Genomic DNA, 25,199 nt, shown 5'->3' with positions numbered 1-25,199 from the left:
GAACGGTACATTCGGTTCCACCGGGGCTCCGGCCCGACTGTCTAGGTCAGGGCGATGTACTTGGTTTCCAGGTACTCCTCGATGCCTTCGCTTCCGCCTTCGCGGCCGAAGCCTGAATCCTTCACTCCACCGAACGGTGCGGCCGCGTCCGAGATGACTCCGCGGTTGACGCCCACCATTCCGCTGTCGATGGCGTCGGCGACTCGTAGTGCGCGATCGAGGCCGCGGGTGTAGATGTACGACGCCAATCCGAATTCGGTGTCGTTGGCCGCGTCGATTCCTTCTTTCTCGGTGTCGAATCCGACGATGGGGGCGACCGGACCGAAGACTTCTTCCTTCAGGATCCTGGCGTTCGCCGGGACGTCGGTCAGCACCGTTGCCGGGTAGAAGTAGCCGTCGCCTCCTGGTGCTTTGCCGCCGAGGGCAACTGTCGCACCTGCTTCGACTGCGTCGTCGACGAGTTCCTGCACCTTGCTCAGCTGGTCTGCGTTGATCAGGGGTCCGAGCTTGGTGTCCGGGTCGAGGCCCGCACCGAGCGTCATTTCCTTCATCTTGGCGACGAATTTGGTGGTGAATTCCTCGCGCACGCTGTTGGCCACGTGGAGCCGGTTGGCGGCGGTGCATGCCTCGCCGCCGTTGCGCATCTTGGCCAGCATGGCGCCGTCGACGGCCGCGTCGATGTCGGCGTCGTCGAAGACGACGAACGGTGCGTTACCACCCAGCTCCATCGACGTGCGCAGCAGTCCGCCTGCGGACTGTTCGACGAGCTTTCGGCCCACTTCGGTCGATCCGGTGAAGGTGAGTTTGCGCAGTCTCGGGTCTTCGAGGATGGGAGCGCTGACCGCACTGGATTTCGACGAGGTGATGACCGAGAGAACCCCGTCGGGCAGTCCCACCTCGGCGAGGAGCTGAGCGAGGAACAGCATCGTCAACGGCGTCTCGCCTGCGGGCTTGACGATGATGGTGCACCCGGCTGCGAGCGCCGGCCCGATCTTGCGCGTGCCCATGGCCAGCGGAAAATTCCACGGCGTGATGGCCAGGACCGGCCCGACGGGCACCTTGGTGACCAGGATGCGGCCGTTGCCTGCCGGTGCGGGTGTGAATCGGCCTTCGATGCGCACCGCTTCCTCGGCGAACCACCGGAAGAACTCGGCACCGTACTTGACCTCGGCCTTGGACTCGGCGAGCGCCTTGCCCATTTCCTTGGTCATGATCGCCGCGACGTCGTCCGCTCGTTCGGTGATCTTCTCGAAGGCTGCGCGTAGGAGCTCGGCGCGTTCACGCGCGGGGGTCTTCGCCCAGGACTTCTGCGCCGATGCAGCGGCGTCGATTGCCTTCTTCGCGTCGGCCGGACTTGCGTCGGCGACCTTCGCGAAGGGTGTGCCGGTGGCGGGGTCGACGACGTCGAACGTTGCGCCGTTCTCCGCGTCGACCGGCCTGCCGCCGATCCACAGTTTCGGTGAAATGGATTCGATGAGTGCGTTGATCTCCATGCTCCGAGTGTGCCCGAGCCGGGGCCGCGACAAACGAGGAAGGCGCGCACAGCGAGGCGCTCGGCACTATTGTAGGACGATATGAGCGTCGACATCACGGGCACGGAAGCCTGGAAGAACCTGAAGGCACACCACGACGCACTCGGAGCCACGACGCTCCGCGAGCTGTTCGCTGCGGACGACGATCGAGGACGAACGTTCACTCTCGCCGCGGGTGATCTTCACATCGATTACAGCAAGCACATCGTGAATTCCGAGACCGTCTCGCTTCTGGTCGAACTCGCGCGAGCGGCCGACGTCGAAGGCCGTCGCGACGCGATGTTCTCGGGTGCCCACATCAACACCTCCGAGGACCGCGCGGTACTGCACACCGCCCTTCGCCTGCCCGCGGACGCGACCCTCGAGGTCGACGGCCAGAACGTCGTCGCCGATGTGCACGAAGTCCTCACGCGTATGGGTGATTTCACCGATCGAGTCCGGTCGGGCGAGTGGGTCGGCGCAACCGGATCCAAGATCTCCACCGTCGTCAACATCGGCATCGGCGGCAGCGATCTCGGCCCCGTCATGGTGTACGACGCGCTGCGCCACTACGCCGACGCCGGCATCTCCGCCAAGTTCGTCTCCAACGTCGACCCTGCCGATCTGGTTGCTGCTCTCGACGGGCTCGATCCGGCCACGACCCTGTTCATCGTGGCGTCCAAGACGTTCTCCACTCTGGAGACGCTGACCAATGCCACGGCGGCCAGGCGGTGGCTCGTCGACGCACTGGGCGACGACGCCGTGTCCAAGCACTTCGTCGCGGTCTCGACCAACGCGGAGCGGGTGTCGGAGTTCGGCATCGACACGGCCAACATGTTCGGGTTCTGGGACTGGGTCGGCGGCCGGTACTCGGTGGATTCCGCGATCGGCCTGTCGGTCATGGCCGTCATCGGCAAGGAGGCGTTCGGCGAATTCCTCGACGGCTTCCACCAGATCGACGAGCACTTCCGCACGACGCCTCTCGAGCGCAACGCGCCTGCACTGCTCGGCCTGATCGGGCTCTGGTACAGCAACTTCTTCGGCTCGGAGACCCGAGCTGTGTTGCCGTACTCCAACGACCTGTCTCGTTTCCCGGCCTACCTCCAGCAGCTGACGATGGAATCCAACGGCAAGTCCGTCAAGGCCGACGGCACCCCCGTCACCACGTCGACCGGTGAGATCTTCTGGGGTGAGCCGGGCACCAACGGGCAGCACGCGTTCTACCAGCTGCTGCACCAGGGCACACGGTTGATTCCCGCTGACTTCATCGGATTCGCCGAGCCCACCGACGACCTCCCCACGCGTGACGGCACCGGGTCCATGCACGACCTGCTGATGAGCAACTTCTTCGCGCAGACCAAGGTTCTGGCATTCGGCAAGACCGCCGACGAAATCGCCGCCGAAGGTACGGCCGCCGACGTCGTTCCGCACAAGGTCATGCCCGGCAACCGTCCGTCCACCTCGATCCTCGCCCCGAAGCTGACGCCGTCGGTGGTCGGGCAGCTGATCGCACTGTACGAGCATCAGGTGTTCGTCGAAGGCGTCGTGTGGGGTGTCGACTCGTTCGATCAGTGGGGTGTGGAGCTGGGCAAGACCCAGGCGCTGGAACTGACGCCCGTCCTGACCGACGCCGATGCCCCTGCACCGCAGAGCGATTCGTCGACCGACGCACTCGTGCGCTGGTACCGCGATCAGCGGGGTCGCACCAAGTAGCACTGTTTCCGAATCCACCCACCTGTTGTGCGTTGCGAGGGCCCCGGAGCTCACAACAGGTGGGTGAATTTGCCGACCTGACTGAACCGAGCCTGCCTCCGTCGCGTCCAAGTAGGTATGGACTTCGAGGGCCTGCTCTTTCGCTCCGACGCGCTGGCATCGGGCGTCACCGACGGTCAACTGCGGCACGCGCGGTTGCGCGGTGAACTGATCGCGGTCCGGCCGGGCGCGTTCGTGTCGGCAGCGTTCTTCGCCACCTTGAATTCCGAGCAGCAGCATCTACTGCTCGCGCGCGCGATTGCTCACGAAGCCCCGGTGGTTCTGAGCCACCAGTCGGCGGCAATCGCGTGGGGAATGGATGTCTGGGCGCTGCCCCTCGCGCACGTCCACTCGACGACCGGACGCACCATCACTGCGAGGAAGGGCCGGCGCCGAATCGTGCACGGTTCGACGCTGTCGGAATCGGAAAGCACAGTCTTTCAGGGAATTTCGCTCACCACCCCAGCCCGGACGGTGGTGGACATTGCGCGATCCACGACGTTCGAACAGTCGGTGTGCGTGGGCGACTCGGCGTTGCGTCGAGGCCTCGTCACCAGGACCGAACTGGACGAGGCTCTCTACAGCGCACGGCACCGCACCGGTATCCAGAACGCCGTCCGGGCCGTAGCCGCGATGACCGATCGCAGCGACAGCGTCGGCGAATCCCGCACCCGGTTGATTCTCGTCGACGCCGGGTTCGCTCCCCTTCTCAATCAATCGGTGTACGACGCCGGCGGCACGTTCCTGGGCCGAACGGACTTCTTGTTCACCGGGCCGTGGGGATGCTTCGAGTTCGACGGGGCCGACAAGTACGGCGTGAACGCGGCCGACACGCGGGCAAGCGTGCTTGCCGAGAAGGACCGTGAGAACCGCATCCGCGACGCTGGATGGCCGTTCGCTCGGGCGAGCTGGCGTGATCTTGCGCAACCGGACGCGCTGGCCGAACGGGTCCGACGGATGCTTGCTCGTGGAGCGCGAATGCCGGAACCCGAGGGGACATTTCGAGCCGAACCGCTTCCCCCGTACCGACCCTGAAATTCACCCACCTGTTGTGCGTTGTGCGGGTCTGAAAACTCACAACGGGTGGGTGGATTTGCCCGGAGTGAACCGAACGGACCTCCGGTGCGTCCAATTCAGTATGGACTTCGATCAGCAGGGGATGTTCTCACGCACCGAGGCGCTTGCACGGGGGTACACCGACGACGATCTGCGACGCGGCCGTGCCAGCGGACAGATCGTCACCATCCGCCGCGGTTATTTCGTGCGCGCGGACGTCTATCGACGGCTCGACGCGCATCGACGCCATGCTGTGCTCGCCGAGGCGATCTATGCGGAGTCGAGCACCGATGCGGTGTTCAGTCATGTGTCGGCGGCGGTTCTGCATCGCATGGAAACGTGGGACATTCCGCTGGACAAGGTCACGTTCACCATTGCGCGGTCCTACGCGGGCAAGAAGGGGCGCCAGCGAGTGCTGCACGGGTCGCCGCTTCCACCCACGGATCTGACCGAGCGAGACGGGTTTCCGGTCACCGCGCCGACTCGAACGATCGTGGACCTGGCTCGGTCGCTTCCACTGCATCCGGCTGTCTGTATCGGCGACTACGCGATGCGCGCCGGGCTCACCACCCACCGGGAACTTCAGGGTGCGCTCACCGACGCCCGGAACCGAACCGGAATCGCCAAGGCACGCCAGGCGGTGCAGTCGATGTCGAGCCGCAGTCAGAGCACCGGTGAAACGCGCAGCAGGATGTTGTTGGACACGCTGCCGCTACCACCTCCGTTGCTGAGGCAGTCCGTGTACGACGAGGTGGGCGGGTACGTCGGAAGTGCTCCGTTCCTGTACCCGGATCAAGGAGTCGTCGGACGCTACGAGGGTGAAGGGGTGTACGGCGCAGATCCGGTGCTGACGGACATCGATGGTCGACGCGAGCGACATCGAATGGAACAGCTCGGATGGACGGTGGTGCGGTGGGACTGGGAGGACCTGTCCACGCCGCGAGAGTTCACCGACCGGATCGCCCGAGCGTTCGTGCAGGCCGCATCGAATCGAATACCGTTGGGCCACTACAGCTCCACCTCGAAGTAACCCTCAGATTCGGGCCACTATCGCCGCGGTGTCCAGTCCCGTAGGCAGGGTCCCGAATGCTCCTCCCCAGTCTTCTCCCAGCCGGCTCGCGCAGAATGCGTCGGCCACCGCGGGATCACCGTGCCGCACCAGCAGCGACCCCTGGAACACCAGTGCCATGAGTTCGACCACTCGGCGTGCCCTGTACTCCATGTCGGTGCTGTCCGCGAGCTCCTTGCCCACGCGCGCGATGGCGTCGTCCAGACGAGAATCCGCCCCCGCTGCCGACGTGACCTCGGTGAAGTACGCCTCCACCACGTCGGGTTGCTTGGCCAGTGCGCGAAGGGAATCCAGTGCTGCGACGTTGCCCGACCCTTCCCAGATCGACATCAGCGGGGATTCACGGAACAGTCTCGGCATACCGGATTCCTCGACGTACCCGTTGCCGCCCAGACATTCCAACGCCTCGGCCGCGTGGGACGGTGCACGCTTGCACACCCAGTACTTGGTGATGGCCAACGTGATTCGGCGCAATTCGGTCTCCTGCGTGTCTCCACGCGCGGACCGGTCGGTCGCTCCGGCCAGGCGGATCATTGCCGCTGTCGCGGCCTCCGATTCCACGATCAGGTCCGACAACACATTCCGCATCAACGGTTGCTCGATCAGGGCGGCACCGAAGGCGGAGCGGTGCCGAGCGTGATGCACCGCTCGAACGGCGGCATTGCGCATTCCTGCTGCGGAACCGATGACGCAGTCGAGGCGGGTCATGTTGACCATCTCGATGATCGTCTTCACGCCCCGGCCTTCGTCGCCGACGAGCCATCCTGTGGCACCGAGGTATTCGAGCTCACCGGACGCATTGGACTTGTTGCCCAGCTTGTCCTTGAGCCGTTGCACCTGGATGCGGTTGAGGGAGCCGTCGGGCAGCACGCGCGGCAGCAGGAAACAGGACAGCCCGCCTGGTGCCTGCGCCAAGGTCAGGAACATGTCCGACATCGGCGCGGACGTGAACCATTTGTGTCCGACGATCGTGTACGTGCCGTCCGCGGACGGTGTCGCGTTGGTCGTTCCCGACCGGACGTCCGAGCCGCCTTGTTTCTCGGTCATCGACATCCCCGCGGTCAGACCGCGCTTGTCGGTGGGGATGCGGAGCCCGAAATCGTAGTGGGTCGACGCCAACAGCGGTTCGTACGTCTCGGCCAGGTCCGGGTTGTGCCGCAACGCGGGTACGGCCGCGTAGGTCATCGAGATGGGGCACATGTGGCCGGCGTCGGCCTGGCCCCACGCGTAGAACTTCGCCGCCCGCGCGACGTGCGCCCCGGGCCGGGCGTCCTGCCACGGCGTCGCGTGCAGTCCGTTCTCGATCGCGACGTTCATCAGATCGTGCCAGTGCGGATGGAACTCGACCTCGTCGACGCGATTGCCGTACCTGTCGTGCGTGTGCAGGACAGGCGGGTCCTCGTTCGCGAGGCGTCCCCACTCCTGGGCCTCGACGCTTCCCGCGCGAGCTCCGAGCTGCCGAACCTCGTCCTCGGCCCACCCGCCCCCTTCGCGGCGCAGACCCTCGAGCAGCGATGTGTCGTCGGACGTGTCGTACGGAAGCAGATCGGGGACCTGGTTGAAGACTGTGTGGGTGGCTGGGAAGGTCATGACACTCCTAACGATCGCAGGGCGAATGCAACTAGATCCGGAATCACGTCGGCGGTGTCGGTGCGGTCCGGACTCAACGGGCCGACGAGCACTTCCCCCACCGCTCCGACGAGGGCCGCGGCAGCGATCTCGACGTTCTGCTCGGGGATGTCCCCCGCCGCGATGCCGTCGGCCACGGCATCGCCGATCGCCGCGGCGAAGCTGCGGCGGAACACCAGACGCTCGGCGTCGACGGCTGGGTCGACGGGCTCGGCCAGCAGCGCGTAGGCCATGGTGCGGTTCTTCATCGCGCGCCCGGCGAAGGTCTCGACGATCGCCGTGACCCGTTCCACGACGCTCCCTGACCCCGTTCGGCTCATTCCGCGGGCTCCACTCGCGCCTGAATTGCTCATTCCGCGGGCTCCACTCGCGCCTGAATTGCTCATTCCGCGGGCTCCACTCGCGCCGGCTGCGTCGACGACGGCCTGAACTTCCCGTCCACAGACGGTGCGGAAGATCGCGACGACGAGGTCGGACTTGCTGTCGAAGTGCGTGTAGACGCTTCCCGCCGACACTCCCGCAGCTGCGGCCACGGACGCGATGGACAGCCCTCGGTAGCCCTGTGAGGACAGCACCTCGACGGCGGCGTCGAACAGTTTCTCTCGTCCGGCGTCGATTCGTGCTTGTACGGCGGAGGTCCGTCGGTAGGGCATGCCAAGAAGTGAAGCACTGATTCATTGCTTCAGGCAAGCCCTCTCGAGTACGGTCGAGTCATGCCAGTGAGGATCGAACGCTCGGGGCCCGTCACCACCGTCGTCCTGTCGAGGCCGGAGGCGAGAAACGCCGTCGACGGTCCCACTGCGGAGCAGTTGGTCAGCGCATTCGAGGAGTTCGACGCCGACGACTCGGCCGCAGTTGCGGTCCTGTGGGGCGAGGGCGGAACTTTTTGTTCCGGTGCAGACCTCAAAGCGCTCGGCACCGAACGCTCCAACCACGCCACCGAACACGGCGACGGACCGATGGGCCCGACGCGTATGCGCCTGTCCAAGCCCGTCATCGCCGCTGTCTCCGGGTACGCGGTTGCCGGCGGTCTCGAACTCGCTCTGTGGTGCGACCTCCGAATCATCGAGGACGACAGCACTTTCGGAGTCTTCTGCCGGCGGTGGGGTGTTCCGCTGATCGACGGCGGTACCGTGCGTCTTCCTCGGTTGATCGGCACGTCGCGCGCCATGGATCTGATCCTCACCGGTCGCGCCGTCGACGCCGAGGAAGCCCTCGCCATCGGTCTCGCCAACCGTGTCGTTCCTGTCGGGCGTGCCCGCTCCGAGGCCGAAGCACTCGCAGCGGAACTGGCCTTGCTGCCACAGACCTGCATGCGGGAGGATCGGTTGTCCCTGCTCGAGCAGGACGGACTCGACGAGGAGGCGGCCATCGTGAACGAATTCCGGCACGGCGCCATCTCGATGGCCGCAGATGCACTCAGCGGTGCACAGCACTTCGCGTCGGGCGCGGGAAGACACGGGCGTTGACTCCGGGCCGACTGTCCGTCGTCGACGAGATCTTCCTCAGAACACACAGGGGTTACGGCTTACCCATTGCACTGCAGGGTATTTGGCGTAGCGACGACGCGGTCGATCGAGTCGACTTCGCTGCCGTCCACGCCAACCTGAGTCTCGGACGTCTGGGCCGACGAATAGTCAGCCCCAGAGTTCCCGGCGCACGTCGACGCTGGGTCGAGGAGGCGCACTCCTATCCGCTGGCCTTCGAACCCTCGCCGATCAAGACCTCCGAGATCCTCGACTGGGCCGACCGACAGGCCGACGTGGACCTCGACCCGGAGTTCGGACCCGGTTGGCGGATGGCGGTGGCGACCACCGACGCCGGCGGCACCGTCATGTCGTTGGCGTGTTCACACACCCTGGCCGACGCTGCCGGACTGGTGGCAGCAGCCGGAGTGGCGTTCGAAGGCACTGCACCCGAGCCTGCCCCGCGCCGAACGTCGGATGTGATGGACGCGGTGTCTCTGGTGAGACGGGTGGCGCCGGCATCCGTGCGTGCCGCGGCACGATTGGCGTTCGAGAAGGCGTCCCGACGCGAGCTGACCCACTACCGTCGAGTGTCGCGAGCCGTGACGGCACACGAGATCGTCTGCAGCAGCGCAACCTTCGACGTCGAGGCGGTCCTGACAAACTCGGAGTTCATTTCCGTCGTCACGGAGATCGCCGCCGAACTGGGTGAGCCGCAACCGATCCGCATCAACGTTCCCTTTCGGACCACCGGAGGCGGCACGAACCGCATCGGAATGGCAACCCTGAACCTGTCGGTGACCGATACCGTCGACGGGATCAAGCAGGCCACCAAGAGCGCGTTCTCCCGTCCCGCCGGTGCTCCCGGTGGGTTTCCTGCCGAGGTGGTGCAACTGCTGTCCGATCGTCGTGCCGCTGCACTGACGGCGGCGCCCGGAACTGCTCGGGTGCTGTGCTCGAACATCGGCGACATCCCGGCGGCAGTGGCATCGATCGGCGGGCACCGCGCATCGAGCGTCGCGACGCGCGCTGTTCACCCACGAGCCGGACGTGCACGCACCACGACTGCGGTCTCGGCCTACGTGTCCTTCCTCGACAACCGTTCGACGCTGTCACTCGTCGGTACCGAGCCTCGATACGCGACTGTTCTCGGCGAGGTCGCGGCCCAGGTGTTGGCCCGGCGAGGTCTGAACGCCACGCCGTGGTGAACCACCGAGAATTTGGTGGTAGCAGGGGGTCGTCACGGCTCGTACCGGTCTACCGTGGTCGCTATGAGCGAGCACGACATCTACACGACGATCCAGCAGCTGGTGGCCACCGAGCACAAACTTCGGTCCGACACCCAGGCAGGCGACATCGATCCGGCAGACGAAAAGGCCGAGCTGACGAAGATCGAGCACGCACTCGACCAGTGCTGGGATCTGCTTCGGCAGCGCCGAGCGCGTCTGGACGCGGGACTCGACCCGGACGACGCACAGGCAGGCAGCGTCGAGCAGGTGGAGCACTACCTCCAGTAGACCGCGTCAGACGAGCCTGTCGGTGATCCGATTGGGCAGGAACCGCAGCGCGACATCGATGCCCCGCCACTTCAGGCCAGGCAGCGCTGCGCGCCTCGGTTCCTTCTCGATTGCGCTGATCATCGCCGTCACGCCCTGGTCGAGGCTCGCCGTCAGCACGCTCTTGTCGCCGGCCTTCGCGGACATGTCCGTCTCGATGAAGCCCGGCAACAGCGTCGTGACGACGATGTCGGTGCCGGAGAGTTCGGTGGCCAAGGCGTCACCCAGCGCCGCAACGCCCGCCTTGCTCGCGGAGTAGACCGCCTTGGGACCGGGAAGTCCGCGGTCGGCACTGACCGAGGACACGAGCACCAGGTGCCCGAACTTCTGCTTGCGGAAAATCTCCAGCGCTGCCTCGATCTGTGACAGCGCGCCGACGAAATTGGTTCGGGCGGTGGCGAGATTGGCGTCGGCGCGGCCGGTACCGATCTTTGCGCCCTTGCCGAGCCCCGCGTTGACGACAACCCGATCCAGTCCACCGAGTTCGTCGTGCAACTCGCCGAACACCCGGCCCACGGCATCGTGGTCGGTCACGTCCAGCGCTCTGACGGCGACGGTGACGCCGGGGTTGGCCACGATCAGCTCGTCGCGAAGCGCCTCCAGCCGGTCCAGGCGTCGGGCACACAGGGCCAGATCCTTACCCTGCGCGGCGAATCGCTTGGCCATCTCCTCACCGAGCCCCGAGCTTGCACCGGTGATCAGAATCTTGTTCCGCATCGTCCCCATGCCCGAAGACCCTATGCCACTCTTGAAAGATGACCGTGAACACTATTGACGAATTCGACGTCATCGTCGTCGGCGGGGGCCCCGTCGGCGAGAACGCCGCGAGCTACGCCATCGCAGGCAGCGACCGCACCGCGGTGATCGTCGAGCACGAACTCGTCGGCGGCGAGTGTTCCTACTGGGCGTGCATGCCCAGCAAGGCGTTGCTGCGGCCCAGCGAAGTGCTCACCACCGCACGCAACATGCCGGGGGTGAAGGAACTCGTCGGCGACCGCGGCCTCGATGTCGACGCCGTGCTGGCGCGTCGGGAATCCTTCACCCATTCCCTCGACGATTCCTCGCAGGTGTCGTGGGCCGAGTCCGCCGGGATCTCCGTGGTCCGCGGCCACGGCCGCATCACCGGAGACCGAACGGTCGACGTCGGCGGGCGCACCTTGACGGCCCGGCACGCCGTCGTCCTCGCGACCGGGACCACCGCGTCGGTTCCGGGCACCCCTGGCCTGCGTGACGCACTCCCCTGGACTTCCCGCGACGCCACCAACATTCACGAGATCCCCCACCGAGTCGCCGTCATCGGAGGCGGTGTGGTGGCGTCGGAAGCGGCGACGTGGCTGTTGTCGTTCGGCGCCGAGGTGACGATGATCGTGCGCGGCTCGGCCCTGCTGGCGAGCGCCGAACCCTTCGCGAGCGACCTCGTCGCCGACGCGCTTCGATCCCGCGGCGCGACGATACTGTTCGACGCCGACCTCACAGCCGTGTCGCGGCCGGACGCGTCGGACACGGGAATCGGCAGAATCCATGGTGGCGCAGCAGAATTGACGGTGAACGGCGAGACGATCGTCGTCGACGAGATCCTGGTCGCCGCAGGCCGCACGCCGGCGAGCGCCGACCTCGGTCTGTCGTCCATCGGGGTCGACGATCGAGGTTACGTCGACACCGACGACCACCTCCAGGTACCCGGTGTCCCCTGGCTCTATGCGGCAGGCGACATCAACGGTCGCGCGCCGCTGACCCACATGGGCAAATACCAAGCGCGCGTGGTCGGCGACGTCATCGCCGCCCGCGCCGACGGAAAGCCGTTGAACGGCAAGCGCTTCACCGCCTCGGCCGATCACGGACAGGTGCCGCAGGTGGTGTTCACCCCGCTGCAGGTCGCGTCCGTCGGTCTCACCGAGAAGCAGGCGCGTTCGGCGGACATCGACGTCGAAATCCTCGGGGTCGACATCGAGGTCGCGGGATCGTCGCTTCAGCAGGACGACTACTCCGGGCACGCTCAGTTGGTCGTCGACAGAGCGAAGGACATCGTGGTCGGCGCCACCTTCGTCGGACCCGGCGTCGACGAACTGGTCCACGCCGCCACCGTCGCCGTCGTCGGCAAGGTGACGCTCGACGACTTGTGGCACGCCGTACCGTCGTACCCCACGGTCAGCGAAGTCTGGCTGCGCCTCCTCGAATCCCGGCGCGGTTAGGGTTCATCGCCCGTCGCGGAGTGGCTGAGCCCGTTTGACCTGCCGTGCCGCGTCGACGGCACGCAGTTCGACGGGCGATCCGACGACCACGGTTCCCACGCGGAGAATCCCGTCGGCGAGCGGCTCGGCGCGGAGCCCTCCGCGGCCGATCAGAGCCTTGCGCGCACCCTCGGCCGCCATGGTGTCCATCCACACGCAGGGATGCGCCGGCCTGCCGCCTCGAAATCTCACCGGACCGTCACCGGAATCGAGCTCGAATTCCTCACCGCGCAACGGATCGAGTTCCAGACCGCGTACGACGATGTTTCGCCTGGCCACCGCGGTGTCGGGCATCGAGATTCCGAGTGCGTCGCCGACGGCGTCCCACGCCTCGGCGGCCAGGAACGTCACCGCGGCTTCGGTGTGCGCTTTGACGCCGAAGAAGCGGTCACCGCGAATTCCCTTGTGCGCAACGATGTCCACCTGTTCGGGGAACTGCGTCGGCACCTCCTTCGCAGGTCCGTCCTTGGCGCGGCCGAAATACGCGTGGGCGGGCGAGACGAGCAGCTGCACCACATCGGCGCGGTACTGGAACTCCATGACCCCGATTGTCCATACTCCCCGATACTTACCCGTCGGTAAGATCTCCGCGTAGACTGCGTGTCATGCTCGCGAACACCAGAGTCACCACCGTGGACGGCGTCCTGCAGGGAAAGACCGTGGCTGACCTTGTCACGTGGCGGGGAATCCCTTATGCAGCTCCTCCGGTGGGCCCGCTCCGCCTGCGCGCACCACAGCCGGTAGCGCCGTGGACCGGAGTGCGGGACGCCACCGAATGGGGCAACGCCTCGGTCCAGCACAAGCGCGGAACCATGCTGTCGGTGAACAAGTACCAACCGTCGAGCGAGGACTGCCTCACCCTCAACGTTCTGGCTCCCGGACGCCGGAGCGTGGGGTCTCTGCCGGTCATGGTCTTCATCCACGGCGGCGCCTACACGCTGGGAACGTCGGCCACCCCGCTCTACGGCGGGGGCTCGTTGGTGCGTCGGGCGCTGAAGGACGGGGACGGAATCGTCTACGTGTCCATCAACTACCGCCTGGGCACGCTCGGTTACCTCGATTTCTCCCAGTTCTCGACACCGACCAGGCAATTCGACTCCAATCTCGGCTTGCGAGATCAGGTGGCCGCGCTCGAATGGGTGCAGCGCAACATCAGCGCGTTCGGTGGCGATCCGGACAACGTCACCGTCTTCGGCGAATCCGCCGGCGGCAACGCGGTGACGACTTTGTTGGCGACACCGTCGGCGAAGGGTTTGTTCGCGCGGGCCATCGCAGAAAGTTCGGCTCCCGGACTCGTCGCCACCCAGGACCGAGCGACGGACTGGGCACGTCAGTTCGTCGAACTCCTCGGCGACGGAGGCAACGTAGCGAGCACCCTGGACAGCGCCGACGTGAAGACTCTCGGCAGCACGGGCTCGAAGCTGGCTCTGTCGGTCGTCAAGAGCACTCCCGGCCTCCATCCGTTCGGCCCGGTCGTCGACGGTGACTTTCTGCCGAAGAACCCGGTCGACGCCTGCGCCGACGGCACTGCCCACGCGGTTCCGCTGATCATCGGCACCAACGGACGCGAGGGCACGCTGTTCCCCAAGGTGCTCGACGCCCTCCCGACCAATCCGTCACGCATCGACACACTCTTCGCACTGACCGACCCTGCCGCGAAAGACGTTGTCCTCGAGGCGTACCCCGACTATCCGCAGGAATCGGCAGCGATCGACGTCGGAGGCGATTTCACGTTCTGGAAACCGTCCATCGAGGTCGCGGAAACACACTCGCGCAGGGCTCCGACCTACAGCTATCGATTCGATTTCGCGCCGCGGGTGATGAAGTGGCTCGGACTCGACGCCACACATGGATTCGAACTGTTCGCAGTGTTCGGAATCAACGAGACGTCGTTCGGCAAGTTGATGACCGTTCCCGGTGGACGACGCGCCTTCCAGGAGGTCACCGAACACGTCCAGTCGCAGTGGTTGGAGTTCGCGCGCACGGGCTCGCCGCTCCCGAGTTGGCCGAAGTACGACGAAAGTACGCGCGAGACACTCATTTTCGACACCAGAACCCGGGTCCAACGTGACCCGCGCAGCGATCGGCGACGGGCCTGGGAGGGCTACCGCGGTTACGCGAGCCAGAAGACCGAAGCGTCCGCTACTTGAGCAGGCGGGACATCCGGCGATCCGCCAGGATCTTGCCGGATGTCTGGCACGTCGCGCAGTACTGGAAGGAACGTTCGGCGTAGGAGACCTCGCGGACGGTGTCCCCGCAGACCGGACACGGCAGACCCGCCCGGGCATGCACCCGCATTCCCGACCTCTTCTCGCCCTTGAGCCGGGCCGCATCCTGACCGGTCGACCTGGCGACGGCGTCCAGCAGCACCTCGCGCATCGCGGCGTACAGCACTCCGACCGACTCGGCATCGAGCTTGCCCGACGACGCGAACGGTGAAAGCTTGGCCACGTGGAGGATCTCGTCGGAGTAGGCGTTGCCGATCCCGGCCAGCATCGACTGGTCGACGAGAACCGTCTTCAGCCGAGCCGTCGTCCCCTTCAGGATGTCCGCGAATTCCGTTTCCGTGACGGCCAAGGCGTCGGGACCGAGGCGAGCGATGCCCGGCACTTCCTGCGGATCACGCACCACCCAGACTGCCAGCCGTTTCTTCGTGCCCGCTTCGGTGAGGTCGATGGCGGGGGTCAGCCCCTCCGGCGTGAAGAAGTGGACACGGAGCGCCAGCGGACCCTTCCCCGGTTTCGGTGGAGCCGCCGACGGGTTGTCCGTCCACCGAAGCCATCCGCCGCGGGACAGATGCGTGATCAGCCAGAGATCCCCTGCCTGGACAGCCAGGTGCTTGCCGAACCGCGCTGCGTCGGTCACGTCTCGTCCCTGCAACTCCGTGATGGGCGGATCGAACGTCTTGAGCACGCTCAGTGCGGCGATGTCGACACGACCGATCACAGCGCCGACGGCGTGCTCACGGAGGAAACCGGCGAGAGCTTCGACTTCGGGCAACTCGGGCATGGCGCAATTATGCGCTCGGCGCCGACACTTGCGCACCATCGACACAGCGCCGGTCGGGTGCTCGGCGCGGATCGACAGCACGGAGCGCATAATGTTCCACATGGTTTCCACCCCGTACGAAGATCTGCTGCGGCACGTACTCGCGACCGGCACCGCCAAGTCCGACCGCACCGGGACGGGCACGACCAGCGTCTTCGGCCACCAGATGCGGTTCGACCTCGCCGAGGGATTCCCGCTGATCACCACCAAACGGGTGCATCTGAAGTCGATCGTCTACGAATTGCTGTGGTTTCTCCGCGGCGACTCCAACGTGTCCTGGCTGCAGGAGCACGGCGTCACCATCTGGGACGAATGGGCAGCACCCGACGGTGAACTCGGTCCCGTCTACGGGGTCCAGTGGAGGTCGTGGCCGACACCGTCGGGCGAGCACATCGACCAGATCTCGGCTGCTCTCGACCTTCTGCGCTCGGATCCCGATTCGCGACGCAACATCGTTTCGTCGTGGAACGTCGGCGAGATTCCGCAGATGGCACTGCCGCCCTGCCATGCCTTCTTCCAGTTCTACGTCGCCGACGGCAAACTGTCCTGCCAGCTCTATCAGCGCAGCGCCGATCTGTTCCTCGGAGTTCCGTTCAACATCGCCAGCTACGCACTGCTGACGCACATGGTCGCTGCGCAGGTGGGCCTCGAAGTCGGCGACTTCGTGTGGACCGGCGGCGACTGCCACATCTACGACAACCACCGCGAGCAAGTTGCCGAGCAACTGAGCCGGGAACCGTTCCCGTACCCGAAACTGAAGCTTGCACAGCGTGATTCGATCTTCGACTACCAGTTCGAGGACATCGAGGTCGTCGGGTACCAGCACCACCCGTCCATCAAGGCGCCGGTCGCTGTATGAGCCCGACGACGGTGGGCGCCATCTGGGCACAGGCCCACGACGGAGTCATCGGCGACGGCACGACCATCCCGTGGCACATCCCCGAGGACATGGCTCACTTCCGCGAGATCACCCGCGGCCATCCCGTCGTCATGGGTCGTAGGACCTGGGATTCGCTGCCGGAACGATTTCGACCGCTGCCCGGTCGGCGCAACATCGTCGTCACCCGAGACCGCAGTTGGCACGCCGACGGAGCAGACACCGCCGGCAGCGTCGAGGACGCGCTAGCCCTCGTCGACGGTGAGGTCTGGGTCATCGGCGGCGGCGAAATCTACCGCGCTGCACTGCCGTTCACGACACGGTTGGAAGTCACCGAGATCGACCTTTCGGTCGAGGGACAAACTCGTGCACCGCACATTCCCGACGGCTGGGCGGCAACGCTCGGCGAGTGGCGTGTCAGCGAGAAGAGCGGCCACCGCTTCCGCTGGAACCAGTACGGCAAGGCTTACCGAACTACCTGATTCACAGTGGATTTCGCTCCGATGCCCCTCACCGCGGCTGCGGTTGGGCCATACTGGGGCGCATGGACAAGAAGTCACTCACCGCCCTTGCCCGCCAGCAATTGAAGCTCGCCGTGGGCACGTCGAGTGGCCGCAGTTCGCAGACCGTCTACGGCGGGCACCAGCGTCACCTGCGCCAGACGGTCGTCGCGTTGGCCGCCGGGAACAAACTGGCCGAGCACGACCTGTCCGGTGAGTCGACCGTCCTCGTCATCAGCGGTCAGCTCACTCTGGTGAGCGGCGAGAAATCCTGGAAGGGCTCGGCAGGCGACCTCCTCGTAGTGCCGGATGCCCGCCACAGCGTCGAAGCAATCGAGGACGTCGCGTTCTTACTGACCGTCGCCGTCTAGTTCGGCATACTCTGCCGCGTCAGGACTCGCCTCGGGCAACCAGTACGGGGCAGTCCGCCGTGTGGATGAGGGCGTAGCTGGTCGAGCCCAGCAGCATCCCGCGGAAACCACCGCGGCCGCGATTCCCGACGACGATCAGCGACGCTTGCTCGGACAACTGTGCGAGCACCCGCACCGGCCTGTCCTGCGCGACGACTCGCCTGACCTCGACATCGGGATACTTCTCCTGCCATCCGGCAAGGCTTTCCGCCAGAACCGCTTCCTCCGACGACGCGATGTCGTCCCACTGCAGTGGCACGGCCGACATCGGAGCGAGGGCCACGTCGGCCCATACATGCACCGCAACCAGGGGCGCACCGCGGTGCGACGCCTCGTCGAAGGCCGCTGCCACCGCTGCCTGGCCGACGGCGGACCCGTCGACTCCGACGACGACGGGCCCCGTTGTGGGCGGGCGTCCGTCGATACTGCGGCCCCGAACCACGACGACAGGGGACGACGCGTGGGCGGTGAGTGCAATGGCAGCAGATCCGAGCAGTCCGGAATCCGATTCGCCCAGCCCGCGTGCACCCAGGACGACGAGGGCGCTGTTCTCGGACTCGGACAGCAGAACGTCGACGACCGTTCCGTCCCGGGCCTCGGTCACAACGGACAACGCGGAGCCCTCGATGCTTTCACGCGCAAGGGTTTCCGCGGCGACGAGCCGAGAGCCGAACACGGCTCGAACGTCGTTGTCCTCGGGTAGATAGGAAGGAAGGTCGACAGCGGCGACGATCCGCAGGGTGCAATCCCGATTGGACGCTGTCTGCGCGGCCCACACGACCGCCAGATCCGACGCTTCCGACCCGTCGATTCCGACGACGATGGTGCTGCTGCTCACGTGGCTGCCTCCGCTCGCTGTGCCGCCCCACACGATAGTCCACACCACGGGCGCATGCGGGTTCTCGAACGGCAAGTACCCTCTCTCCGGTTCTCCGAGAGCAATCATCGGAGAACCGGAGAGAGGGCGCCTTCCCACAGACCCCCCGGGGGTCTCGTGCGAGCGTTCTAGGACGCGCGCAGTCTTGCTGCGTCCCGCGCACGAGCGCGAATCCGCAGTTGCTCGAAGGTGGTCGCCTGGACCTCCATGTCATCGAGGAAGTCGGACAGGATCCTGCGATTGCGGTCGGACGAATCCACGGCCGACCGATCGAAGATGCGCCACATCCGTACAGCGGGAAGGAGTACGTCGTCGAGATGCAGACGGAGATCGTAGATTCCGTCGCGGGCGAGCAGCATTGCGCTGCGCTCGAAACCGACGAGCCCACTCCCGGGCAGCTGAAAATTCATCAGAACCTCGGTGATCGCCTTGAGCGTCTGCGCCGGCGCAGACTCCAAAGCACCCGCGACGACGTCGGAGAAGAACGCCACGTGCCGCTCCTGATCGGCCACGATGCGCTCGAGCAGCTCCTCCGCCACCGGGTCCGCGCACTCGACGGCCGTGTTGCGGTGGCTCACCATCGTCGCCATGACATCGATCGTGGAGTGGACGATCGAGCGAAGGAAGTTGTCGCCCTCCATCGACGACTCGATCCCGATGGTGGTGCACTGCACCCTCGCTCTGTCCAGCGCGACGGCGTCGACGCTCCTGGTGGCGACCAGGTATCGCTGGATCGCATCCGCATGTGAACGCTTCTCGTCGGACCAGACCGCGCTCCACTCGGCCCACGCAGGTGAACTCGTGGAGAGCTCTCGGGCCGGGTCGGCGAGCGCAGTGTTGTTGTGTGTGAGCAGCGTGGTGACGAGCGCGGCCTTCGCCGTCTCGGTCAGCGACGAGCGGCGCTGCCCCCAATACAGTTCCGGACGAACGTAGGCGCTCGGGTCCCACCTCTGCGCGGTACGTAGATGACGCTCGAGTCTCTGCTCGATCACTGGCTCGAGATCTCGAAGCAAGGTCGTTCGACCTGGTGCTCCGTTCACTGTCCCCACCCCCTCGTGATCGGATCCGATTCTCTGTGCCGACCACAGACTCCGATCGGCACACGACGACGCTAAGCCCACGATCGGCACCGTGAGTAGGTTCCCCGGATTGTTTAGGCAATGTCGCAACCCGAATCCGAGACGAGTTGAGAGCCTTCACAAATTTCTCCGTTGAAAGACTGGATAACGCGTTGATAACATCCTATGATCAAGTTTGTTAGACGCCTGAAAACAAACTTCGGGTTCAGAATCGCCGGGGTTTCGGTCAAGTTTCCAACCATTTTTGCGTGGATGCGCAACAATACGCATCAGTAACTTTTTTTCGGACAGAGCTGAAGTTCCTACACGAAAGGCTGATCTGTGACCGCTCACAACACGACAAGCCTCGGAATCATGGTTGCCGGCCAGCCGGCGTCGGCGCCGCTCCGCGACTTCCGCGCTGTCGCGCGATTGCTGGTCGGCCACTTCGCGGCCAATACACCCTGCGGCTCGCTGCCCGGCGAACAGCTGCACGGCGACGTCACCGAGTTCACCGTCAAATGCATCAGCATCGCTGTGCAGATGCTCGACGAACGACGCCCGCCCAACGAAAGCGACCTGGCAGAGCTCCGCGCCAAGGCCAGCCAGTGGGCACGCGAGGGCGTGCCGCTGGAATCGGTACTGACCGTGTACCACGAAGGAATTCAGATCGGCTGGAACCTGGTGTCCAAACGCGCAGGCGAAGGCGACACGAGCGATCTGATCGAAGCAGCACGGATGTTCGTCCTGCTGTCGGAGAAAGTCTCGATCGCCGCGTCGAAGAGCTACGTCGAGGAACTGCAGTCCGTCGCGAGCGAGCACCACACCGCCGCGCACACCCTCGTGTCCTCCTTGCTCAGCGGACACAACGCCGTCTCGATCGCTCGGCAGTCCGGCATCGAGCTCGCGGACAGCTACCTCGTCCTCGCTCTGTCCGTGCCGCCTCATCCCGACGAGAACGATCCGGCAATCCAACGCACCGTCGCTGCTCGCCGCAAACTCCGGCGGGTCCAAGCCGAACTGGCCACCGTCTGCGGACGTAGCCCCCTGTCGATGCTCAGCACCGAAGGCGGCACCGTCCTCATTCCCGGCGTGCAGGACGAGGAATGGGTGGAAGCACTCGTGCACCGCCTCAGCACGGCCGCCGAAGTACAACTCACCGTCACCGCCGAACAAGCAGCCACCGCGGACATCCCGACGGCCGCGGACCAGGTGCACGAACTGCTTGCGCTCGCGCACCAACTCCACCGCCCGGCAGGGTTGTACCGGATGGACGATCTGGTTCTCGAGTACCAGCTGACGCGCCCAGGCCCAGGACGACGCCACCTCCGGCAGATCCTCGAACCGCTCGACGCGTCACCGGAACTGTTGGAAACGCTGGAGATCCACATCTCGCACGACCTCAACCGTCAGCGGTCCGCGCGGCAACTGCACTTGCACACCAATACGGTCGACTACCGCCTCAAAAGAATCGCGCAGCTCACCGGATTCGACCCGACACGGCCGTCGGGCATCCGCCATCTGCAGGCAGCTCTGGTCGCTCGCAGACTGGAAGCAGCACAGGGCGCTGCCTAGAACGTCCGTCGGCGACGCGGGGAATCATTTTCCACCGGCATGAGTTGAACCGATCGACAGTGTTCGATCCATGCCCCGGGTACCAACACATTGCCGCTTCGAGCGGCCTCTTGCCGAGAGGCGCACTGGCGGACACTGTCAGCGGAGCCGCCCACATTCGTGTGGGCGGCTTCTCGCGTTCACCAGCCCTCGATGGGCGTAGCGGGCACGAGTTCATCTCGCCCAAGGGAGCCGGTACACTCGCACGTGCACAACTCGCCTTCGTAGCTCAGGGGATAGAGCAACCCTCTCCTAAAGGGTAGGTCGCAGGTTCGAATCCTGCCGAGGGCACTTCGGTCACTCCGCGTTCCAGTGCCGTGGGCGTTCGATCCCGGCTGGAAGGCGTGTTCGATCGTCACCCTGCGCGGAGTTCACCTGCGACTGGGTCAGAAACAGAGCACCCGAGAGATCTGTTCCCTCGACGCGTACGTCTCGCAGGTCTGCTCCGAGCAGGTCGACGCCCGTGACATCGCAGTGTCGAAGGTCCGCCGCGATGAGGCACGCGCCACGAAGATCGGCTCCGCACAGGGGCAGTCCGCGCAGGTCGATTTCAGCCAGGTCCGCGCCCGGTGTCAGCCGTCGATCCCGGCGATCCCCTTCGGCGAAGTAGCGAGACCGTATTTCAGCGCTGACGTCCATCAGAAGCACTCTCACGGTGAGATGAAGGTTCTCGACGTCGGCCGAGAGCACCTCCTCGGGACCTGATGCCGTCAGCGTGGTGATCGTGTTCGTGACGCTGCGTGCTTCGTCCGCATGATCCGGGTCGTACGTGCGCTCCCCCACTTCGGCCAGGTACCAGAGCATTTCGTGCAGTAGCTTGACGGTCGTGAACGCCGCGAACATCGACTGACGCGTGTCCGGTCGATCACGCCAGCCGACACCGCCGAAAAGACGTTGCGACACAGCCTGCCCTGCGCCGAAGCAGTCGAATACCGTGCACCCACGAAAACCGCGGCTGCGAAGACTGTCGTGAACAGTGCAGGAGTGATCCGACCCGAGGTGTCGGCACGGCGCACCGACTGCCTTGTCCTCGGCGAAATCCGCCGATCGAGAAAATCCTAAAGCTGTGCAGCACAGGGCAAAACAGTTGCTGCAGTCTGCCCGCAGTTCAGCGCGGGCGCCGATGGCAGACGTGAAGGGAAGAGGTGTCGACGACATGGTGAAAGAACTCCGATGAATGGTGTTTCGGTACGGGACGGGAGCTGGGAACCCTCGATCGGGTTCCTCCCGTGGCGCACGGAATCACCACCGCGCGTGGGCGGCGTACACAGCCGTCGTGAGAGGCCTGGTTCACAGAGAATATGTGTCGATGCGCGAACGATACCAAGCCGTTCGCCACTGAGGGAAGCGCGTGGTTGCGGCGTGGGCCCGTGGCGGTTACTGTAGAACATACGTTCGAATGCATTCCTTGGGGGGACTTGTGAACGCTTCAGAAGTACTCGGTTTCGTGGCCCGTCTGCGCACCAGCGAGTTCGACGACGACGCGGCGGCGGGAATCGACCTCGTCTCCGCGCTCGAGGACTTGAAGAGTGCGGGCTCCGCGCACCAAGCCACCGTCACGGACGCCGTGGCGAACAGCATTGCCGCAGAACGTAAGGCGAAGGGTCGACCGAAGGCAGAGTGGCGCAAGGGAGTCGCGTCGCAGATCGGCCTCGCCCGTCGTGAATCACCGAACAAGGGAGGCCGGCTGTTGGGCCTCGCCCGGGCACTCGTCCACGAGATGCCCCATACCCACGCACGCCTGCGTTCGGGTGAGCTGAACGAGTGGCGAGCAACTCTGATCGCCAGAGAAACTGCGTGCTTGACCGCAGAGGACAGGCGGTCGATCGACGAGCAACTGTGCTCCGACTCGGCAACCTTGAAGAACTTGGGAGACAACGCGATCGAGCGTCGAGCCCGGGCATTGGCAGCTGAACTGGACCCCGCCTCCGTGGCCAGGAGGAAAGCAAGAGCGTTCGAACAACGCCGCGCGATTACTCGGCCGCATCCCGACTTCATGTGCGAGTTCAAGGTGATGACATCGATGGACAGAGGTGTCTCGATGTGGGCAACTCTACGAAGACACGCCGACTCCTTGGTCGGTGTGGGGGACGAACGTCGCACCCGGGATCAGATCATGGCCGACCTCGCGTTCGAGCGCATCACCGGTACAGCCCGCGCAGCCTCGGGCGCCGCGGTGTCGGTCACTCTCGTCATCTCCGACGAGACGCTGTTCGGACACGACTCGAAGCCGGCTCATCTGAGCGGCTACGGCGAGATCCCCGCGTCGATCGCACGCAAGCTCGTCGCCGACGCCGCCGCATCACCCGTGCGCACCGAGCTGCGCAAGCTGTACGCGGAACCACTTTCCGGTGCTCTGACCGCGATGGAATCCAAGGCGCGGAGCTTCCCCACAGCGTTGGCCACGCTGATCGACGTGCGTGACGGAACGTGCCGCACACCGTGGTGCGACGCCCCGATACGTCACCGCGACCACATTCGCTCCCACGCACACGGCGGTGCAACCAGTGCGCACAACGGAGCGGGATTATGCGCCGCGTGCAACTACGCCAAAGAAGCCGACGGGTGGACGTCCACACCGAAGCGACAGGAGCCGCGGGCGATCCACGTCTACGACTTCGAGACTCCTACCGGGCACAGGTACAGCTCTCAGGCGCCCCCGATGCCGGTCGCCCGACGGTATTGCTCGTTCGTCGAACACGAGTTCGCCGAGGAATACGCGGCAAAACTGCTGGCGACGTCCCACAGAGCTGCCTGATACGTCACTCCGGGAAGGCGATGGAGCGTTCAGCGGTTACACTGGGCAACGGTGTGTGTAGCTGCACGCCAGACGTCGTGGAATGCTTCAACTTCCGCCCGGCTTCGGCCGTGTTGTCCATGTGCACCCTGCACAGGCTTTTCTTACGGCGATCGAAATTGCCCACCGGCAGTCTCGCCAACCTTGCACTCACAGGTCACAGCAGTGAACCTTGCGGTGCAGCACCATGCCCGAAAGGCGCAACCCATCACTATGACTACCTTTGCTTCACTCGGCGTGCCGAATGCACTCGCCGAGGCACTTGCAGCACAAGGCAAGACCGAGCCCTTCCCCATCCAGGCCGACACCCTTCCCGACACACTCGCCGGACGCGACGTGCTCGGACGTGGAAAGACCGGAAGCGGCAAGACCCTCGCGTTCTCCATTCCCATGGTCGCTCGCCTCGCCGGCCAGCTCGCGGGCAACCGCAAGCCCGGTCGTCCGCGTGGGCTGATCCTCGCCCCCACTCGTGAACTGGCGACCCAGATCGCCGTCGCCATCGAACCGCTGGCGGCCGCCTACAAGCTGAAGGTCACCACGATCTTCGGCGGTGTGTCCCAGGGCCGCCAGGTGTCCGCCTTGAACGCAGGCGTCGACATCGTCGTCGCCTGCCCGGGACGCCTCGAAGACCTGATGAAGCAGCGCCACGTCAGCCTCGACGGCGTGCAGATCACCGTCCTCGACGAGGCCGACCACATGGCCGATCTCGGCTTTCTTCCCGTCGTGACCCGGATCCTCGCTGCCACACCGCAGAAGGGACAGCGGTTGCTGTTCTCTGCGACGCTGGACAACGGAGTCGACAAGCTCGTCAAGCGATTCCTCACCGACCAGGTCACACACTCCGTCGACGAAGCAACGTCGCACGTCGAAGCCATGACCCACAGCGTGTTCGAGGTCGACGGTGTCGAGGCGAAGAAGAAGCTCGTTCAGCAGTTGGCGTCGGGCACCGGCCGCCGAATCCTGTTCATGCGCACCAAGCACCAGGCGCGCAAGCTTGCCAAGCAGCTCACCGAGGCGGGTATCCCGTCGGTGGACCTCCACGGCAACCTGTCGCAGGCTGCCCGTGACCGGAACCTGCTCGCGTTCTCGTCCGGCACCGCTCGAGTTCTCGTCGCTACCGACGTCGCGGCTCGCGGAGTCCACGTCGACGACGTTCAGCTCGTCGTGCACGTCGACCCGCCTGCCGAGCACAAGGCCTACCTGCACCGTTCAGGCCGTACCGCCCGAGCTGGAAGCGCAGGAGACGTCGTCACCGTCGTCCTTCCCGAGCAGCGCAAGGACACTGCCGTGCTGCTTCGCAAGGCCGCGATCACGGTGACTCCCGTCCGCGTCACGGCAGATTCACCGCAGGTTGCAGAACTCGTGGGCGAGCAGGCTCGCTACGTCGAGCCCGCACCGAAGGCAGCACCGCAACCGCAGCGTCAGGGAACCCCTCGGCCCCGCAACGGCGCACCCCGCGGCGGCAGTGCCCGTGGTGGCAGTGCTCGTGGTGGCAGTGCTCGTGGTGGTAGTGCTCGTGGCGCCGGCCAGGGTGACCGCGCGCAGTCCGGGCAGCAGACCCGTTCGGGCCAGGCGCGTTCCGGGCAGGGCCAGCCGAGCCAGGGACGCTCCAGCCAGGGACAGCCGGATCAGCGGCAGCACGCCGCAGGCGGTGGCCGTCGTCGCCGTCCCGCGGGCCCGGCGACAAGCCAGCGAACCAGGTAGTCGGACTCGACCTACCCGAAGACATGGCAAGAGCACCCGACCTG

23 protein-coding genes and 1 tRNA gene are annotated in these 25,199 nt (G+C 65.5%); 15 read left to right on the top strand and 9 right to left on the bottom strand.

Features of this window, described 5'->3' with window-relative positions; translation table 11 throughout:
* Positions 1–41: 41 nt before the first annotated feature.
* On the bottom strand, positions 42–1,493 hold the full coding sequence (locus tag BH95_RS26610) for an NAD-dependent succinate-semialdehyde dehydrogenase (RefSeq protein ID WP_037185087.1): 1,452 nt from the start codon (positions 1,491–1,493) through the stop codon (positions 42–44).
* An 81-nt stretch (positions 1,494–1,574) separates the two neighbouring features.
* Here BH95_RS26610 and pgi point away from each other — a divergent pair, with 81 nt between their 5' ends.
* The 3 genes from pgi to BH95_RS26595 all read left to right on the top strand — a co-directional run bounded on the left by pgi (position 1,575) and on the right by BH95_RS26595 (position 5,349).
* Entirely contained in the window at positions 1,575–3,224 is a 1,650-nt protein-coding gene (gene pgi, locus BH95_RS26605; RefSeq protein WP_020111444.1) for a glucose-6-phosphate isomerase, read from the top strand.
* Positions 3,225–3,341: 117 nt separating this feature from the next.
* Entirely contained in the window at positions 3,342–4,298 is a 957-nt protein-coding gene (locus BH95_RS26600; protein ID WP_037185084.1) for a hypothetical protein, read from the top strand.
* A 103-nt stretch (positions 4,299–4,401) separates the two neighbouring features.
* The gene (locus tag BH95_RS26595; RefSeq protein WP_037185081.1) at positions 4,402–5,349 is read left to right on the top strand and encodes a type IV toxin-antitoxin system AbiEi family antitoxin domain-containing protein; all 948 of its coding nucleotides are present in this window, start codon (positions 4,402–4,404) and stop codon (positions 5,347–5,349) included.
* A 3-nt stretch (positions 5,350–5,352) separates the two neighbouring features.
* Here BH95_RS26595 and BH95_RS26590 read toward each other — a convergent pair whose 3' ends face one another.
* Positions 5,353–6,978 (bottom strand): acyl-CoA dehydrogenase family protein, encoded by a 1,626-nt coding sequence (locus BH95_RS26590; protein ID WP_037185078.1) that lies wholly within the window; start codon positions 6,976–6,978, stop codon positions 5,353–5,355.
* Positions 6,975–7,670, bottom strand: a complete 696-nt coding sequence (locus tag BH95_RS26585; RefSeq protein WP_037185075.1) for a TetR/AcrR family transcriptional regulator — start codon at positions 7,668–7,670, stop codon at positions 6,975–6,977. The genes BH95_RS26590 and BH95_RS26585 overlap by 4 nt, the downstream gene beginning before the upstream one ends.
* A 60-nt stretch (positions 7,671–7,730) precedes the next feature.
* On the opposite strand from BH95_RS26585, the gene BH95_RS26580 reads away from it, so the two are divergent.
* The 3 genes from BH95_RS26580 (at position 7,731) to BH95_RS26570 (ending at position 10,000) form a co-directional block, all read left to right on the top strand.
* Entirely contained in the window at positions 7,731–8,486 is a 756-nt protein-coding gene (locus BH95_RS26580) for a crotonase/enoyl-CoA hydratase family protein (RefSeq protein ID WP_027498754.1), read from the top strand.
* Positions 8,483–9,691: a hypothetical protein gene (locus BH95_RS26575; RefSeq protein ID WP_037185072.1), complete on the top strand. Its 1,209-nt coding sequence runs from the start codon at positions 8,483–8,485 to the stop codon at positions 9,689–9,691. The genes BH95_RS26580 and BH95_RS26575 overlap by 4 nt, the downstream gene beginning before the upstream one ends.
* A gap of 63 nt (positions 9,692–9,754) precedes the next feature.
* Complete coding sequence (locus BH95_RS26570; protein ID WP_019664454.1) at positions 9,755–10,000, top strand: DUF2630 family protein; 246 nt, start codon at positions 9,755–9,757, stop codon at positions 9,998–10,000.
* A 6-nt stretch (positions 10,001–10,006) separates the two neighbouring features.
* On the opposite strand, the gene BH95_RS26565 is transcribed toward BH95_RS26570, so the two are convergent.
* Positions 10,007–10,765 (bottom strand): SDR family oxidoreductase, encoded by a 759-nt coding sequence (locus BH95_RS26565; protein WP_019664453.1) that lies wholly within the window; start codon positions 10,763–10,765, stop codon positions 10,007–10,009.
* A 29-nt stretch (positions 10,766–10,794) separates the two neighbouring features.
* On the opposite strand from BH95_RS26565, the gene BH95_RS26560 reads away from it, so the two are divergent.
* Positions 10,795–12,231 carry a dihydrolipoyl dehydrogenase family protein gene (locus BH95_RS26560; RefSeq protein WP_037185069.1) on the top strand — a complete coding sequence of 479 codons (1,437 nt, stop codon included), beginning with the start codon at positions 10,795–10,797 and terminating at the stop codon, positions 12,229–12,231.
* A gap of 3 nt (positions 12,232–12,234) precedes the next feature.
* On the opposite strand, the gene BH95_RS26555 is transcribed toward BH95_RS26560, so the two are convergent.
* Positions 12,235–12,810 carry a molybdenum cofactor biosysynthesis protein gene (locus tag BH95_RS26555; protein ID WP_037185066.1) on the bottom strand — a complete coding sequence of 192 codons (576 nt, stop codon included), beginning with the start codon at positions 12,808–12,810 and terminating at the stop codon, positions 12,235–12,237.
* Positions 12,811–12,875: 65 nt separating this feature from the next.
* On the opposite strand from BH95_RS26555, the gene BH95_RS26550 reads away from it, so the two are divergent.
* Positions 12,876–14,420, top strand: a complete 1,545-nt coding sequence (locus BH95_RS26550) for a carboxylesterase/lipase family protein (protein WP_020111451.1) — start codon at positions 12,876–12,878, stop codon at positions 14,418–14,420.
* Here BH95_RS26550 and BH95_RS26545 read toward each other — a convergent pair.
* Complete coding sequence (locus tag BH95_RS26545) at positions 14,413–15,279, bottom strand: Fpg/Nei family DNA glycosylase (protein ID WP_026347676.1); 867 nt, start codon at positions 15,277–15,279, stop codon at positions 14,413–14,415. The two genes, BH95_RS26550 and BH95_RS26545, sit on opposite strands and share 8 nt — an antisense overlap.
* A gap of 91 nt (positions 15,280–15,370) precedes the next feature.
* On the opposite strand from BH95_RS26545, the gene BH95_RS26540 reads away from it, so the two are divergent.
* From BH95_RS26540 to BH95_RS26530, 3 genes are all read left to right on the top strand, one after another.
* Positions 15,371–16,177 carry a thymidylate synthase gene (locus BH95_RS26540; RefSeq protein ID WP_020111453.1) on the top strand — a complete coding sequence of 269 codons (807 nt, stop codon included), beginning with the start codon at positions 15,371–15,373 and terminating at the stop codon, positions 16,175–16,177.
* On the top strand, positions 16,174–16,677 hold the full coding sequence (locus tag BH95_RS26535; protein WP_037185063.1) for a dihydrofolate reductase: 504 nt from the start codon (positions 16,174–16,176) through the stop codon (positions 16,675–16,677). The genes BH95_RS26540 and BH95_RS26535 overlap by 4 nt, the downstream gene beginning before the upstream one ends.
* A 62-nt stretch (positions 16,678–16,739) precedes the next feature.
* The gene (locus tag BH95_RS26530) at positions 16,740–17,066 is read left to right on the top strand and encodes a cupin domain-containing protein (protein ID WP_019664446.1); all 327 of its coding nucleotides are present in this window, start codon (positions 16,740–16,742) and stop codon (positions 17,064–17,066) included.
* Positions 17,067–17,085: 19 nt separating this feature from the next.
* On the opposite strand, the gene BH95_RS26525 is transcribed toward BH95_RS26530, so the two are convergent.
* Together BH95_RS26525 and BH95_RS26520 are read right to left on the bottom strand one after the other, a co-directional pair.
* The gene (locus BH95_RS26525) at positions 17,086–17,943 is read right to left on the bottom strand and encodes a universal stress protein (RefSeq protein WP_033190824.1); all 858 of its coding nucleotides are present in this window, start codon (positions 17,941–17,943) and stop codon (positions 17,086–17,088) included.
* Between the two features lie 167 nt (positions 17,944–18,110).
* The gene (locus tag BH95_RS26520; RefSeq protein WP_037161553.1) at positions 18,111–19,022 is read right to left on the bottom strand and encodes an acyl-ACP desaturase; all 912 of its coding nucleotides are present in this window, start codon (positions 19,020–19,022) and stop codon (positions 18,111–18,113) included.
* Positions 19,023–19,382: 360 nt separating this feature from the next.
* On the opposite strand from BH95_RS26520, the gene BH95_RS26515 reads away from it, so the two are divergent.
* Positions 19,383–20,615 (top strand): PucR family transcriptional regulator, encoded by a 1,233-nt coding sequence (locus BH95_RS26515; protein ID WP_019664443.1) that lies wholly within the window; start codon positions 19,383–19,385, stop codon positions 20,613–20,615.
* Positions 20,616–20,872: 257 nt separating this feature from the next.
* A tRNA-Arg gene (locus tag BH95_RS26510) sits at positions 20,873–20,945 on the top strand.
* Positions 20,946–20,951: 6 nt separating this feature from the next.
* On the opposite strand, the gene BH95_RS26505 is transcribed toward BH95_RS26510, so the two are convergent.
* Positions 20,952–21,557 (bottom strand): pentapeptide repeat-containing protein, encoded by a 606-nt coding sequence (locus BH95_RS26505; RefSeq protein WP_037185061.1) that lies wholly within the window; start codon positions 21,555–21,557, stop codon positions 20,952–20,954.
* Positions 21,558–22,074: 517 nt separating this feature from the next.
* On the opposite strand from BH95_RS26505, the gene BH95_RS26500 reads away from it, so the two are divergent.
* Both BH95_RS26500 and BH95_RS26495 read left to right on the top strand, forming a co-directional pair.
* Positions 22,075–23,412, top strand: a complete 1,338-nt coding sequence (locus BH95_RS26500; RefSeq protein ID WP_037185057.1) for an HNH endonuclease — start codon at positions 22,075–22,077, stop codon at positions 23,410–23,412.
* A gap of 252 nt (positions 23,413–23,664) precedes the next feature.
* Positions 23,665–25,155, top strand: a complete 1,491-nt coding sequence (locus tag BH95_RS26495; RefSeq protein ID WP_052060188.1) for a DEAD/DEAH box helicase — start codon at positions 23,665–23,667, stop codon at positions 25,153–25,155.
* The last annotated feature ends 44 nt before the right edge of the window (positions 25,156–25,199 follow it).

The sequence above is a fragment of the Rhodococcoides fascians A44A genome, assembly GCF_000760735.1.
Lineage (GTDB): Bacteria > Actinomycetota > Actinomycetes > Mycobacteriales > Mycobacteriaceae > Rhodococcoides > Rhodococcoides fascians_E.
This window is presented reverse-complemented; position numbering and strand designations above follow the sequence as displayed.

Coding starts and splice junctions, on each gene's coding strand:
- BH95_RS26560 (WP_037185069.1), top strand. CDS start 10,795: ATGACCGTGAACACTATTGACGAATTCGACGTCATCGTCGTCGGCGGG.
- BH95_RS26555 (WP_037185066.1), bottom strand. CDS start 12,810: ATGGAGTTCCAGTACCGCGCCGATGTGGTGCAGCTGCTCGTCTCGCCC.
- BH95_RS26570 (WP_019664454.1), top strand. CDS start 9,755: ATGAGCGAGCACGACATCTACACGACGATCCAGCAGCTGGTGGCCACC.
- pgi (WP_020111444.1), top strand. CDS start 1,575: ATGAGCGTCGACATCACGGGCACGGAAGCCTGGAAGAACCTGAAGGCA.
- BH95_RS26530 (WP_019664446.1), top strand. CDS start 16,740: ATGGACAAGAAGTCACTCACCGCCCTTGCCCGCCAGCAATTGAAGCTC.
- BH95_RS26550 (WP_020111451.1), top strand. CDS start 12,876: ATGCTCGCGAACACCAGAGTCACCACCGTGGACGGCGTCCTGCAGGGA.
- BH95_RS26565 (WP_019664453.1), bottom strand. CDS start 10,765: ATGGGGACGATGCGGAACAAGATTCTGATCACCGGTGCAAGCTCGGGG.
- BH95_RS26600 (WP_037185084.1), top strand. CDS start 3,342: ATGGACTTCGAGGGCCTGCTCTTTCGCTCCGACGCGCTGGCATCGGGC.
- BH95_RS26595 (WP_037185081.1), top strand. CDS start 4,402: ATGGACTTCGATCAGCAGGGGATGTTCTCACGCACCGAGGCGCTTGCA.
- BH95_RS26590 (WP_037185078.1), bottom strand. CDS start 6,978: ATGACCTTCCCAGCCACCCACACAGTCTTCAACCAGGTCCCCGATCTG.
- BH95_RS26545 (WP_026347676.1), bottom strand. CDS start 15,279: ATGCCCGAGTTGCCCGAAGTCGAAGCTCTCGCCGGTTTCCTCCGTGAG.
- BH95_RS26585 (WP_037185075.1), bottom strand. CDS start 7,670: ATGCCCTACCGACGGACCTCCGCCGTACAAGCACGAATCGACGCCGGA.
- BH95_RS26580 (WP_027498754.1), top strand. CDS start 7,731: ATGCCAGTGAGGATCGAACGCTCGGGGCCCGTCACCACCGTCGTCCTG.
- BH95_RS26610 (WP_037185087.1), bottom strand. CDS start 1,493: ATGGAGATCAACGCACTCATCGAATCCATTTCACCGAAACTGTGGATC.
- BH95_RS26495 (WP_052060188.1), top strand. CDS start 23,665: ATGACTACCTTTGCTTCACTCGGCGTGCCGAATGCACTCGCCGAGGCA.
- BH95_RS26535 (WP_037185063.1), top strand. CDS start 16,174: ATGAGCCCGACGACGGTGGGCGCCATCTGGGCACAGGCCCACGACGGA.
- BH95_RS26540 (WP_020111453.1), top strand. CDS start 15,371: ATGTTCCACATGGTTTCCACCCCGTACGAAGATCTGCTGCGGCACGTA.